Source organism: Pseudomonas fluorescens, from assembly GCF_902497995.1.
Taxonomy (GTDB): Bacteria; Pseudomonadota; Gammaproteobacteria; order Pseudomonadales; family Pseudomonadaceae; genus Aquipseudomonas; species Aquipseudomonas fluorescens_BK.
The window spans coordinates 229,969-243,527 of the sequence record NZ_CABVII010000004.1 but is presented as its reverse complement, the minus strand read 5'-3'; the positions used below and the strand labels follow the sequence as shown (position 1 = coordinate 243,527).

8 protein-coding genes are annotated in these 13,559 nt (G+C 62.0%); 5 read left to right on the top strand and 3 right to left on the bottom strand.

The window, feature by feature from the left end; genetic code table 11:
- Positions 1-120 precede the first annotated feature (120 nt).
- Positions 121-1,119 (top strand): beta-N-acetylhexosaminidase, encoded by a 999-nt coding sequence (gene nagZ / locus F8N80_RS06850; RefSeq protein ID WP_191632873.1) that lies wholly within the window; start codon positions 121-123, stop codon positions 1,117-1,119.
- An 11-nt stretch (positions 1,120-1,130) separates the two neighbouring features.
- The gene (locus F8N80_RS06845; protein WP_150783527.1) at positions 1,131-1,868 is read left to right on the top strand and encodes an S-methyl-5'-thioinosine phosphorylase; all 738 of its coding nucleotides are present in this window, start codon (positions 1,131-1,133) and stop codon (positions 1,866-1,868) included.
- A gap of 182 nt (positions 1,869-2,050) precedes the next feature.
- On the opposite strand, the gene F8N80_RS06840 is transcribed toward F8N80_RS06845, so the two are convergent.
- Genes F8N80_RS06840 through mfd form a run of 3 tightly spaced genes read right to left on the bottom strand, consistent with a single transcriptional unit; the run spans position 2,051 to position 8,794 of the window.
- Entirely contained in the window at positions 2,051-4,744 is a 2,694-nt protein-coding gene (locus F8N80_RS06840) for a DEAD/DEAH box helicase (protein ID WP_150745328.1), read from the bottom strand.
- An 11-nt stretch (positions 4,745-4,755) separates the two neighbouring features.
- On the bottom strand, positions 4,756-5,334 hold the full coding sequence (locus F8N80_RS06835) for a CsiV family protein (protein WP_150783526.1): 579 nt from the start codon (positions 5,332-5,334) through the stop codon (positions 4,756-4,758).
- A gap of 10 nt (positions 5,335-5,344) precedes the next feature.
- On the bottom strand, positions 5,345-8,794 hold the full coding sequence (gene mfd, locus F8N80_RS06830; protein WP_150783525.1) for a transcription-repair coupling factor: 3,450 nt from the start codon (positions 8,792-8,794) through the stop codon (positions 5,345-5,347).
- A gap of 364 nt (positions 8,795-9,158) precedes the next feature.
- Here mfd and F8N80_RS06825 point away from each other — a divergent pair, with 364 nt between their 5' ends.
- The 3 genes from F8N80_RS06825 (at position 9,159) to sthA (ending at position 13,552) form a co-directional block, all read left to right on the top strand.
- Positions 9,159-10,622 carry a glyceraldehyde-3-phosphate dehydrogenase gene (locus F8N80_RS06825; RefSeq protein ID WP_150745326.1) on the top strand — a complete coding sequence of 488 codons (1,464 nt, stop codon included), beginning with the start codon at positions 9,159-9,161 and terminating at the stop codon, positions 10,620-10,622.
- 302 nt (positions 10,623-10,924) lie between these two features.
- Positions 10,925-11,950, top strand: coding sequence for an FAD:protein FMN transferase (locus tag F8N80_RS06815; RefSeq protein WP_150783524.1), 1,026 nt, complete (start codon positions 10,925-10,927; stop codon positions 11,948-11,950).
- Between the two features lie 207 nt (positions 11,951-12,157).
- Positions 12,158-13,552: a Si-specific NAD(P)(+) transhydrogenase gene (gene sthA / locus F8N80_RS06810; protein ID WP_150745323.1), complete on the top strand. Its 1,395-nt coding sequence runs from the start codon at positions 12,158-12,160 to the stop codon at positions 13,550-13,552.
- Positions 13,553-13,559: the final 7 nt, after the last annotated feature.

Here is a 13,559-nt window from a genome sequence, read left to right as displayed (position 1 = left end):
CATGCCGACTCTCGTTTCGAACCTGCACCCCATTGTTTTCGCCAACCGGGCTATCACCCGGGGTGACCAATGCGTGCGAGCCGGGTTTATCGTTATCAAGGAATCCCTATGACTGCTGGCCTGCAAGGCTCGTTGATGGTGGACGTCGCCGGTACCTGGCTGACGGCCGAAGATCGCCAATTGTTGCGTCAACCCGAAGTGGGTGGCCTGATCATTTTTGCGCGCAACATCGAACACCCGCGCCAGGTGCGTGAATTGAGTGCCGCGATCCGCGCCATTCGGCCTGATCTGCTGCTGGCAGTGGACCAGGAAGGCGGTCGGGTGCAACGTTTGCGCCAGGGCTTCGTGCGACTGCCGGCCATGCGTGCCATTGCCGACAACCCGAATGCCGAGTACCTGGCCGAGCAGTGCGGCTGGATCATGGCCACCGAAGTGCTGGCGGTCGGCCTCGACCTGAGCTTCGCCCCGGTGCTGGACCTGGATCACCAGCGCAGCGCCGTGGTCGGCACGCGTTCGTTCGAAGGTGACCCGGAGCGCGCGGCCTTGCTGGCCGGTGCCTTCATCCGTGGCATGAACAGCGCTGGCATGGCGGCCACCGGCAAACACTTCCCCGGCCACGGCTGGGCCGAGGCCGACTCCCACGTGGCCATCCCCAACGATGAGCGCAGCCTCGATGATATTCGCGCCAACGACCTGGTGCCGTTCGCCCGCTTGAGCAAGCAACTGGCCGCCGTCATGCCGGCCCACGTCATTTACCCGCAGGTCGATGCCCAGCCTGCCGGTTTCTCCCGTCGCTGGTTGCAGGACATACTGCGTGGCGAGTTGCAGTTCGACGGTGTGATCTTCAGTGACGACCTGTCGATGGCGGGTGCCCATGTGGTTGGCGATGCCGCCAGTCGTATCGAAGCGGCGCTGACGGCCGGTTGCGACATGGGCCTGGTGTGCAACGACCGCGCCGCCGCCGAGCTCGCGCTGAGCGCCGCCCAGCGCCTGAAAGTCAAACCGTCGCAACGCATTGCGCGGATGCGCGGCCAGGCCTTCGCCAACATCGAATATCGCCAGGACCCGCGCTGGCTGGCCGCTGTCGGCGCGCTCAGAGAAGCTCAACTGATTGATTGAGGACTTTGCCCATGACGGTTTACGCGATCATCGGTGGCACCGGCCTGACCCGGCTCGAAGGCCTGGACATTCGTCAGTCACTGGCGGTGGATACGCCTTACGGTGCGCCGTCGGCCGAGGTGCAGGTCGGTGAGTACGCCGGCAAGGACGTGCTGTTTCTCGCGCGCCACGGTCATCCGCACCGGATCCCGCCGCATCGGGTGAACTACCGCGCTAACCTCTGGGCGCTTAAGCAGGCCGGTGCCGAGGCGATTCTCGCGGTCACTGCCGTGGGCGGCATTCACCCCATGATGGACACCGGGTTTTTGTGCGTACCGCATCAGTTGATCGATTACACCAGCGGTCGCGAGCACACCTATTTCGCCGATAATCTCGAACAGGTCACCCACATCGATTTCAGCTCTCCCTACAGCGAAGCCCTGCGTCAGCGGCTAATCGCGGCATTGGTGGCCGAGAACGTTGGCTTTGCCAGTCAGGGTGTGTACGCCTGCACCCAGGGGCCACGGCTGGAAACCGCCGCCGAGATCGAGAGGCTGGAGCGCGACGGTTGCGACATCGTCGGCATGACCGGGATGCCGGAAGCGGCATTGGCCCGTGAGCTGGAGCTGGATTACGCCTGCCTGGCGCTGGTGGTGAACCCGGCGGCAGGCAAGTCGACGGCGGTGATCAGCATGGCCGAGATCGAGCAGGCATTGCGGGACGGGATGGGGACGGTGACGTCGACGTTGGCGCGGGTACTCAAGGGCTGAGACTGGCTCTAGATCGGGTTGACCCCTTCGCGAGCAAGCCCGCTCCCACAGGGTTTGAGTCGGTCACAACATTTGTGATCAACTCTCCCACAGGGTTTGAGTCGGTCACAACATTTGTGATCAGCACAGAACCTGTGGGAGCGGGCTTGCTCGCGAAAGCGATCTACCAGGCGCAACAAATTTCAGCGCTTCTCCAGCTTCTCCGGCAACGGCGCAAACAACGCTTCGATATCATCGCTCTGCAACTTCCAGTCCCCGGCCGTGCGCCCATCCAGCACGCCGGCCGCGAGGTCGGATTTTTCTTTCTGCAGGTGCTGGATCTTCTCTTCCACCGTGCCCCGGGCAATCAGCTTGTAGACGAATACCGGTTTCTCTTGACCAATGCGATACGCACGGTCAGTCGCCTGGTTTTCGGTCGCCGGGTTCCACCACGGATCGTAGTGGATCACGGTGTCCGCTTCGGTCAGGTTCAAGCCAACGCCACCGGCCTTCAGGCTGATCAGAAAGATCTGACGCTTGCCGCTCTGGAAGTCCTTCACCGGCGTGCGCCGATCGCGGGTCTGGCCGGTCAGCAGGGCATAGGCGACTCCGCGTTTGGTCAGCTCGTCCTCGATCAGCGCCAGCATTGAAGTGAACTGCGAAAACAGCAACACCCGCCGTCCTTCCTCGAACAACTCCTCGAGCATTTCCATCAGGCTGTCGAGCTTGCCCGAGGTGCTGCCGCGAGCGGGCAGCGTCGCTTCGTTGACCAGGCGCAAATCGCAGCACACCTGGCGCAGCTTGAGCAGTGCCTCGAGGATGATGATCTGGCTGCGGGCCACACCCTTGCGGGTGATCTCGTCGCGGACTTTTTTGTCCATCGCCAGGCGCATGGTTTCGTACACGTCGCGCTGGGCTTCGTTGAGTTCGACCCAATGGATGATCTCGGTTTTCGGCGGCAACTCGGTGGCCACCTGTTCCTTGGTCCTGCGCAACAGGAAGGGTTTGATCCGCCCGTTGAGGTGTTGCAGCCTGACTTCACTGCCGCGCTTTTCAATCGGCACGCGGTAATCGCGGTTGAAGCTTTTCACGTCGCCGAGCCAGCCGGGCAACAGGAAGTGAAACAGTGACCACAGCTCGCCCAGGTGGTTTTCCAGTGGCGTGCCACTCAGGCACAGGCGCTGACGTGCATTGAGCTCGCGCGCGGCCTGGGCGGCCTTGCTGTTGGGGTTCTTGATGTACTGCGCCTCATCCAGCACCAGTACGTGCAACGGCTGCGCCGCCAGCCGCTCGACGTCCTTGGGCAGCAGCGCATAGGTGGTGAGGATCAGGTCGTAATCGGCCAGCTGGTCGAAATGCTTTTTGCGACTGGCGCCGTACAGCGCCAGCACCTTGAGTTGCGGCGTGAAGTGCGCCGCTTCATCGAGCCAGTTGGGGATCAGGCTGGTGGGCATCACCACCATGCAGGGCCGATCCAGGCGCCCGGCGTTCTTCTCGCTGAGAATGTGCGCCAGGGTCTGCAGGGTCTTGCCCAGCCCCATGTCGTCCGCGAGAATCCCGCCGACTTCCAGCTGGCGCAACGACTGCATCCAGCTCAGGCCTTCCAGCTGGTACGGACGCAAGGTGGCGTTCAAGTCTTCGGGAGCGGTTGCGGTGTGATCCTTGATGTCCCGCAGGCGCTGGGCAAAGGTGCGGATCTGTTCGCCACCTTCCCACAGCAGTGGCAGGTCTTCCAGGGGATTCAGGCGCGTGGCGTCGGCCTTGCTCAGGCGCAGGGTGGTCTCGCCGGGCTCTTGCAGATAGAACTCGCCGAGGGTCGCCAGCACCGGTTTCAAGCGGCCGAAGGGCAGGGCGACTTGCAAGGGCCCATGCTCGGAATTGGGGCGATGGGGGATGTTGACCAGGATCAGCTCGTCGTCGCGGCGTCGTGCCAGGCGCTCCGGGTTGAGGATCTCGGTGTGGGAACGCATCAGGTTCAACAGGATCGGCAACAGGCTCAGCCGCTCACCGTTGACGATGATCCCCAGTTCCAGGTCGAACCAGTCGCGTTCAGGGGCCTGTTCGACCGTGGCGTACCAGTCGTCCACCGCGGTCAGGTCGAAACCGAAGTCCTCGTCGATCTGCAACTCCCAGCCCTGGGTGCGCAGCTTCGGCAGCTCATTGAGGGTGAAGGTCAGCCAGGCGCTGTCGTTGACCATCTCGAACAGCTCGCCGGCGCTTTCCGGCAAGGCCTTGCTTTGCCGGGTGGCCACCTTGAAGCCGAGGATTCGCAACTGTTCCCTGTAGGACTGTTCGATCTGGGGGTGACGTTTTATCCGCAGTGTCTGGGTTTCCTGGCGAATCAGCACGTCGGCGTTCTTCTGCCCGCTGACGTATTCATCCAGGTAGCTGAACGACAGCGCGGCGCGATGCTGGATGTAGCGCTGCATCTTGCCGTTGCGCGGTTCGAAGGCGCTGAACTCGACGCTCGCCAGCCACAGGCGCGGCACCGGTTGCACGTTGTCCACCAGCACTTGCGGCGCTTTCGGGCTGCGGTTTTCCAGCACCGCCTGGAGTTTTTCCAGCAGCTCGGCGTCTTTGGCGGCGGCCGGGTAGGCGAGGGTTTCCTGCACTTGCAGCAGCACCGCCGCGCAATGTTTGCAGTTGCTGTGGACCGGGCACGAGCAATGGGCGTCGATCATCAGCAACGTGCCTTTGGCCGACTCACGCAGGCGAATGGTCTGACGGTAAACGTTAGCGCCAGAGCCTTCGCAAGCGGCGATGATGGTGGCGTCGCCGGCCTCGACTATCCTGACGCGATTTTCCAGTGCGTAGCGGCGGCCACGCTCCAGGCTCTGTTCCTTGAATCGGCTGACCCAGGAAGGTGCCAGGGGTTTGCTCAGGGCTGTCGGGGGCATAAGGACTTCAATCAGTCCGGAATTTCATCGGGGACTGGCCGAGGCGCAGGGGCGGTCAGCGAGGTGATCTTGATCAGCAGGCCGAGGTGGCCGTTGTCGAGGAAGTTCAGTTGGCCGTTCTTGGTGTGGCTTTCCTGCTTCAGGCGTTCGCTGGCAGTGACCATGCCGTTGGCGTCGATCTGGTTGACCCAGAAATCCGCGTCGACGTCGGTAAAGCGCCCCAGTTTCAGGCTCAGCGTGCCCTCGATCGGGAACTGGCCGAACTGTTCCGGCCCGTCGCTGATCGCGACTTTGGTGGCTTCTTCACCAAGGTTCTGCTGCCACGCCTTGTGCAGCAACACCGAGTATTCGTTGCTGGCGGTGAGCTTTTCCACTTCGGGATTGAGGCTCGGCGTGCGAAAGCTGTCGGGGTTGATGCCTTGGGCGCCGGCGGCCCAGTCTTCCGGCGCGGCTTTGCTGACAATGGCAGGCACCGCGTTTTGCCGCACCAGAATCATTTCGACCTGATACAGATCATCGGCAAATGCCGTAGAGACGAGCAGCGATATCAAAACCGTCATCAACAAGGTCAGTGAGCGAAACAGGCGCATGCGGCGTCCTTCAAGCAGTTTTCGGAATGAGGCGCTCGAACAGCGCCTCTACAGTATTAAAGCGCTCTTCCGGGCGCTCCATCGGCACCTGGAATTTAAACATCGTCGCGCCTTCGAATTTGTAACGTTTGGGCTGGCTCTGGATCAGTTTGATCAGCGTCAGCGGGTCGACCGGCGTTTGCGTGGCGAACTCGATCCGGCCGCCTTGCGGGCCGCCGTCGACTTTCTTGATGCCCAGCAACTCGGCCTGCAACTTCAGCGCGGTGATGCGCATCAGGTTCTTGGTCGGCTCCGGCAACAGGCCGAAACGGTCGATCATCTCCACTTGCAGGTCCTTGAGGCCTTCCTCATCGGTGGCCGAGGCAATGCGTTTGTACAGGATCAGTCGCGCATGCACGTCCGGCAGATAGTCTTCGGGAATCAACGCCGGTACCCGCAGATTGACTTCCGGACCGCCGCCGAGCGGCTGATCGAGGTTGGGTTGTTCGCCCTTGCGGATCGACTTCACCGCGCGCTCGAGCATTTCCATGTACAAGGTGAAACCGACGGCCTGGATCTGCCCGCTCTGACCGTCGCCGAGCAATTCGCCGGCGCCACGGATTTCCAGGTCGTTGGTGGCGAGCACGAAGCCCGCGCCGAGGTCCTGGGTATTGGCGATCGCTTCCAGGCGCTTTTCCGCGTCGGGGGTGATTTGCTGGCGCGGCGGGGTCAGCAGGTAAGCATACGCCTGGTGGTGACTGCGACCGACCCGGCCGCGCAGTTGGTGCAGCTGTGCCAGGCCGAATTTGTCGGCCCGCTCGATGATGATGGTGTTGGCGCTCGGCACGTCGATGCCGGTCTCGATGATGGTCGAGGCGATCAGCACGTTGAAGCGCTTGTGGTAGAAGTCGCTCATCACCTGTTCGAGATCGCGTTCGCGCATCTGCCCATGGCCGATGCCGATCCGCGCTTCCGGGACCAGTTCGGCGAGGTCGGCGGCGCACTTCTCGATGGTCTTGACGTCGTTGTGCAGGTAATAGACCTGACCGCCACGCAACAGCTCACGGAGCAGGGCCTCCTTGACCGTGCTCTTGTTCTGCTCCATGACGAAGGTCCGTACCGACAGGCGACGGGCCGGCGGCGTGGCGATGATCGACAGGTCGCGCATGCCCGACACCGCCATGTTCAGCGTGCGCGGAATCGGCGTGGCGGTCAGGGTGAGGATGTCGACTTCGCTGCGCAGGGCCTTGAGCTGTTCCTTCTGGCGGACACCGAAGCGGTGCTCTTCGTCGATGATCACCAGCCCGAGGTTTTTGATCTTCACGTCGTCCTGCAGCAGCTTGTGCGTGCCGATGACGATGTCGATCTTGCCTTCGGCCAGGTCCGCGACCGCGGCATTGACTTCCTTGGTCGACTTGAAGCGGCTCATCACTTCCACGGTCACCGGCCAGTCGGCGAAGCGATCGCGGAAGCTGTTGTAGTGTTGCTGGGCGAGCAGGGTGGTCGGCACCAGAATCGCCACCTGACGACCACCGTGCACCGCGATGAACGCCGCGCGCATCGCCACTTCGGTCTTGCCGAAACCGACGTCGCCGCAGACCAGGCGATCCATCGGTTTGGGCGCCAGCATGTCTTCGCGCACCGCTTCGATGGTGGTTTGCTGGTCCGGGGTTTCTTCGAACGGGAAACCGGCGCTGAAGGTCGCGTAGTCGGCCTTCGGGTCGGCGAAGGCATACCCTTCGCGAGCGGCGCGGCGAGCATAGATGTCGAGCAATTCGGCGGCCACGTCGCGCACCTGTTCGGCGGCCTTGCGCTTGGCTTTCTGCCAGGTCTCGGAACCGAGGCGGTGCAGCGGGGCCAGGGCATCGTCGCTGCCGGTGTAGCGGGCGATCAGGTGCAGGTTGGCCACCGGCACGTACAGCTTGGCGTTTTCGGCGTATTCGAGGGTCAGGAATTCCGCGGCCTGGCTGTCGATCTCGAGAATGGTCAGGCCCAGATAACGCCCGACACCGTGGTCGATGTGCACCACCGGCGCGCCTTCGCGCAGCTCGGTGAGGTTCTTGATCACCGCATCGTTGGTGGCATCGCTGCGTTTCTCGCGACGCCGGCGCTGCATCACGCGCTGGCCGAACAACGGGCTTTCGGCGACCAGGGCCAGGGCCGGGTCGTCGAGCACCAGGCCTTCGTCGAGCGGGGCAATGGTGACCGCCAGGCGCTCCTTGCTCGCGACAAAGTCCGGCCAGCTGTCGACGGTTTTCGGTCGCAGCTTCAAGCGTTCAAGCAATTCCAGCAGCACTTCGCGACGGCCCGCGGACTCGGCGGTAAACAGCACCCGACCGGGGAACTCGTCGAGGAACCCGGCCAGCGCCGCCAGCGGTTGGCTGGCCTTGGCTTCGATGGCCAGGTTCGGCAGTTCGCGAGCGGGGAAGCGTTCGCGGCCGACGCCGGTTTCCACGTCCTGTTGGCTGGCGACCACGCGGGGCCAGGCCTTCAGGCGCGCAAAGCAATCTTCCACCGGCAGGAACAGCTCGGCGGGGGGCAATAAAGGACGCGCCGGATCGACGCGGCGCTCTTCATAACGATTGCGCACGTCGTTCCAGAAATTCTCCGCCGCCTGTTCGATGCCCGGCAGGGAAAACACTTGCGTGTCCTGGGGCAGGTAATCGAACAGCGTCGAGGTTTCGTCGAAGAACAGCGGCAGGTAGTACTCGATACCGGCCGGGGTGATCCCGCTGCTCAGGTCCTGAAAGATCGGGCAGCGCCGGAAGTCGACATCGAAGCGCTCACGGAACCGCGCCTTGAAGCGCGTGACCGCATCCTTTTGCAGCGGAAACTCTCGCGCCGGCAGCAGGCGAACCGTGTCCACCTTGTCGATGGAGCGCTGGTTTTCCGGGTCGAAGGTGCGCAGGGTCTCGATTTCGTCGTCGAACAGGTCGATGCGATAAGGCAGTTTGCTGCCCATCGGGAACAGGTCGATCAGCGAACCGCGCACGGTGAATTCGCCGTGCTCGTACACCGTATCGACGTAGCGATAGCCGCTGGCCTCGAGCCGGGTGCGCATCTGCTCGACGTCGAGTTTCTGGCCGATGTCCAGCACCAGGCTGCTGCCGAGCAGGAACCTGGTCGGCGCCAGGCGATGCAGGGCCGTGGTGATCGGCACCACCAACACGCCATGACTCAGCTCCGGCAGCCGGTACAGGGCGGCGATGCGCTGGGAAATGATGTCCTGGTGCGGCGAAAACAGATCGTAGGGCAACGTTTCCCAGTCCGGGAAATGCAGCACGGGCAAATCCGGGGCGAAGAAACCCAGCTCCTGTTCCAGCCGTTCGGCACTTTGGCTGTCGGCGGTCACCAGCAGGGTAAAGCGCTTGGCAGCGCTGGCAGCCTCGGCGATGGCCAGGCTGAGGGCGGCACCGGGCAGGTTGCCCCAGTGCTGTTTACCTGCCGCGGCAGGGAGAAGCGGTAGACGCAGAACGGGCACGGAAGGTTGAGCTCCAAGCGTTGCGACAAAGTCGGTAATTGTAACGGTCCCGGGTGCCGCCTGTCAGTCGCAGACTGTGTCTATTACTCTCGGGCGGGACAAATGTAGTGGTAATGACAAAATCGGTCGGTTTTTCAGTGGAAATGGCGGATTATGTAGTGGCAAACCTAACCAGTGTTACGGATGGTTACGGACAAGGCAGCGCTGTCTCCAAAAAATTGACTCGGCTGCAGCCCCCGGTTTCACTGGGTTCCAGCGCGGCTGGATTTTTTTGCAGGAAAAGTTGTTACTGGTTGCGCGACAGGCGCGCATTGCTACGGGAGCCACTCGGCGGCATAATGTAGCCCCTTTTTTCTGCCCCTACATGTGGAAGGTTCCCGTGACTCAGAAGCCCGACCAGTGTCTTGGTGAATGGATCGACCGTGAAGCACTCGCAGAAGCGATGATTCCGCTTATCGGTCAGCTTTACCGCAATAACAACGTGGTGAGCTCGATCTATGGCCGCAGCCTGATCAATCGTTCAGTCATCGCGATTCTCAAAGCTCACCGCTTTGCCCGTCATCGCCAGTCCGATGACAGCGAATTGTCCGTCCACGAAACATTCCCGCTGCTCAAGGCGATGAGCGAGCTCAAGCTGGGCGCCGCTTCGGTCGACCTGGGCAAGCTTGCCGTCAAGTTCAAGGCCGAAGGCAATGGCCGCAGCGCCGAAGCGTTCGTCCGTGACGAGCTGGCCGATGTGGTCGGCAAGCAAAACGGTTCCGGCCGTACCGGTACCGACGTTGTCCTGTACGGCTTCGGTCGTATCGGCCGTCTGCTGGCGCGTATCCTGATCGAGAAAACCGGTGGTGGCGACGGCCTGCGCCTGCGCGCCATCGTCGTCCGCAAGGGCGCCGAGAACGATCTGGTCAAGCGTGCCAGCCTGCTGCGCCGTGACTCGGTGCATGGTCCGTTCGATGGCACCATCACCATTGATGAAGCCAACAACACCATCACCGCCAACGGCAACCTGATCCAGGTTATCTACGCGAAGAACCCGACTGAAGTGGACTACACCCAGTACGGCATCAAAGACGCGCTGCTGGTGGACAACACCGGTGTATGGCGTGACGCCGACGGCCTGGGCCAGCACCTGGCTTGCCCGGGTATCGACCGCGTCGTTCTGACTGCGCCTGGCAAAGGCAAGCTGAAGAATATCGTTCACGGCATCAACCACGGTGAAATCACTGCTGACGACAAGATCGTGTCCGCCGCTTCCTGCACCACCAACGCCATCGTGCCGGTGCTGAAGGCTGTGAATGACAAGTTCGGCATCATCAACGGTCACGTGGAAACGGTTCACTCGTACACCAACGACCAGAACCTGATCGACAACTTCCACAAAGGCGATCGTCGTGGCCGTAGCGCCGCGCTGAACATGGTGATCACCGAGACCGGTGCCGCCACCGCCGCTGCCAAGGCCCTGCCTGAGCTGGCCGGCAAGCTGACCGGTAACGCGATCCGCGTTCCGACGCCAAACGTGTCGATGGCCATTCTCAACCTGAACCTTGAGAAAGCCGCCACCCGTGAAGAGATGAACGAGTACCTGCGCTACATGGCGCTGCACTCCGATCTGCACAAGCAAATCGACTACGTCAATTCGCAGGAAGTGGTGTCCACCGACTTCGTTGGCTCGCGCCACGCAGGCGTGGTGGACGCTGAAGCGACCATCGTTCAGGACAACCGCGTTGTGCTGTACGTTTGGTACGACAACGAGTTCGGCTACAGCTGCCAGGTGGTGCGTGTGATGGAAGACATGGCCGGTGTGAACCCGCCAGCATTTCCAAACTAAGCAATAGCTGCACCTGAAAACGCCCCGACTTTGGTCGGGGCGTTTTTGTTTGTGGGGTTGGGCAGGGGCAGGTGGGTTGTCTGGTCCGGCCTCTTCGCGGGCAAGCCCGCTCCCACTGGGATTGGTGGTGTTCACACTATAGTGCAGGCACCGCCGAACCCTGTGGGAGCTGGCTTGCCAGCGAAGGGGGACTGTCAGTTGATAGTGATGTTGCCTGACACACCGCTTTCGCTGGCAGGCCAGCTCCTAAAGTTCTGTCGCATAATGGTTGGTCTTGGCGGTGTGTCAGGAATTTTCAGGAGATGCAGGTGTTGTTGAATGGGCGGCTGATTGCAATGCTGGTGCTGACTGGCGCGTTGTCCGGCTGCGGCAACGGCGATTCCATGGAAAGCTTCGGTGGCCCGACCATGGGCAGCACCTATTCAATCCAATACCTGCGCCAGAAGGGGCTTGCGGCTCCGGCAGACGTCCGGGTCGAGGTGGAAAAGATCCTCGCGCAAGTCGATCGACAGATGTCGACCTACCGCAGCGACTCCGCCATCGAGCGCTTCAATGATCTGCCCGCCAACCGCTGCCAGAAAATGCCCGCGCCGGTCCTCGAATTGATCCGCGTCGGTGAGCAGCTGTCCGAGCAGAGTGAAGGCGCCTTCGACCTGACGGTAGAGCCGCTGCTCAATCTCTGGGGGTTCGGTCCGCAGGCCCGTGCGGAAAAAGTCCCCTCGGTCCAGGCGCTGGCCGAAGTTCGGCAGCGGGTCGGTTACCAGCATTTGCGCATCGACAACGATCAGCTGTGCAAGGACGCCGCGGTCGAAGTCGACTTCAACAGCATCGCCGCCGGTTACGCGGTCGATACCATCGCCGCCAGGCTCGACGCCATGGGTATCCACAATTACCTCGCCGAGGCCACCGGCGAACTCAAGGCGTCCGGCAGGAAACTCGATGGCTCACCCTGGCGCATCGCCCTCGAGGAGCCGCGGGATGATCGGCAGGTCGCGCAACGAATCCTGGCGGTCGACGGCTACGGCGTGTCCACTTCCGGTGATTACCGACATTATTTCGAGCAGGACGGCAAACGCTATTCCCACACCTTCGACGCCCGCACCGGTGCACCGGTCTCACACCGGCTGGCGTCCGTCACGGTGATTGATCCTTCAGCGCTAATGGCCGACGGCTTATCCACCCTGTTGCTGATTCTCGGCCCGGAGCGAGGCTGGGACTACGCGGAAAAACACGCTATCGCTGCCTGCTTTGTGATTCGTGCCGATAGGGGTTTTGTCATACGCACCAATCAGGCTTTTGAGCGCCTGAGCGGTGCAAAGGCCGAGTGATCACGGCGATTCACGCATTGAAAACTGGCGTTGTAGTGCAGGCAAAAGTAGCCTACGACGCGACCAAGGGTTAATGTGCGCGGCGTTGACGCTTCTATAGACTGTGTCCGGGTTCTGCACTGGCCCCAAATTGTTCGTTCACGCCGCAGATCGGCGTGATTTAGCCGCAGGTGCCGAGGGCGCCGCGGCCTGTTCTGAGGAGTACGCATGGCTGTCTACAACTACGACGTGGTGGTACTGGGTTCCGGCCCGGCGGGAGAAGGCGCGGCAATGAACGCCGCCAAGGCAGGGCGCAAGGTGGCGATGGTCGATAGCCGTCGCCAGGTCGGCGGCAACTGCACCCACCTGGGTACCATCCCGTCCAAGGCACTGCGTCACTCGGTCCGGCAGATCATGCAGTTCAACACCAACCCGATGTTCCGGGCCATTGGTGAGCCGCGCTGGTTCTCGTTTCCGGACGTGCTGAAAAGCGCCGAGAAAGTCATTTCCAAACAAGTCGCTTCGCGCACCGGCTACTACGCCCGTAACCGCGTCGACGTGTTCTTCGGCACCGGCAGCTTCGCCGACGAGCAAACCGTCGAAGTGGTCTGCGGCAACGGCGTGGTCGAGAAACTGGTGGCCAAGCACATCATCATCGCCACGGGCTCGCGTCCTTATCGCCCGGCGGACATCGATTTCCACCACCCGCGCATCTACGATAGCGACACCATCCTCAGCCTCGGCCACACCCCGCGCAAACTCATCGTTTACGGCGCCGGTGTGATCGGTTGCGAATACGCCTCGATCTTCAGCGGCCTGGGGGTACTGGTAGAACTGGTGGATAACCGCGGTCAGTTGCTCAGCTTCCTCGACTCGGAAATTTCCCAGGCCCTGAGCTACCACTTCAGCAACAACAACATCACGGTTCGCCACAACGAAGAATACGACCGCGTCGAAGGCGTGGACAGCGGTGTGATCCTGCACCTCAAGTCCGGCAAGAAGATCAAGGCCGACGCCTTGCTCTGGTGCAACGGCCGTACCGGCAACACCGATCAGCTGGGGCTGGAAAACATCGGCGTGAAGGTCAACAGCCGCGGGCAGATCGAAGTCGACGAGGCCTACCGCACCTGCAAGCCGAACATCTACGGTGCCGGTGACGTGATCGGCTGGCCGAGCCTGGCCAGTGCCGCCCACGACCAGGGTCGTTCGGCCGCCGGCAGCATCGTCGACAACCATAGCTGGCGCTTCGTCAACGACGTGCCGACCGGCATCTATACGATTCCGGAGATCAGCTCGATCGGCAAGAACGAGCAGGAGCTGACCCAGGCCAAGGTGCCGTACGAAGTGGGCAAGGCGTTCTTCAAGGGCATGGCGCGGGCACAGATCGCCGGCGAGCCCCAGGGCATGCTCAAGATCCTGTTCCACCGCGAGACCCTGGAAGTGCTGGGCGTGCACTGCTTCGGTTATCAGGCGTCGGAAATCGTGCACATCGGTCAGGCGATCATGAACCAGCCGGGCGAACTCAACACCCTGAAGTATTTCGTCAACACCACGTTCAACTACCCGACCATGGCCGAAGCCTATCGGGTCGCCGCCTACGATGGCCTCAACCGGCTTTTTTGAGCGGCTC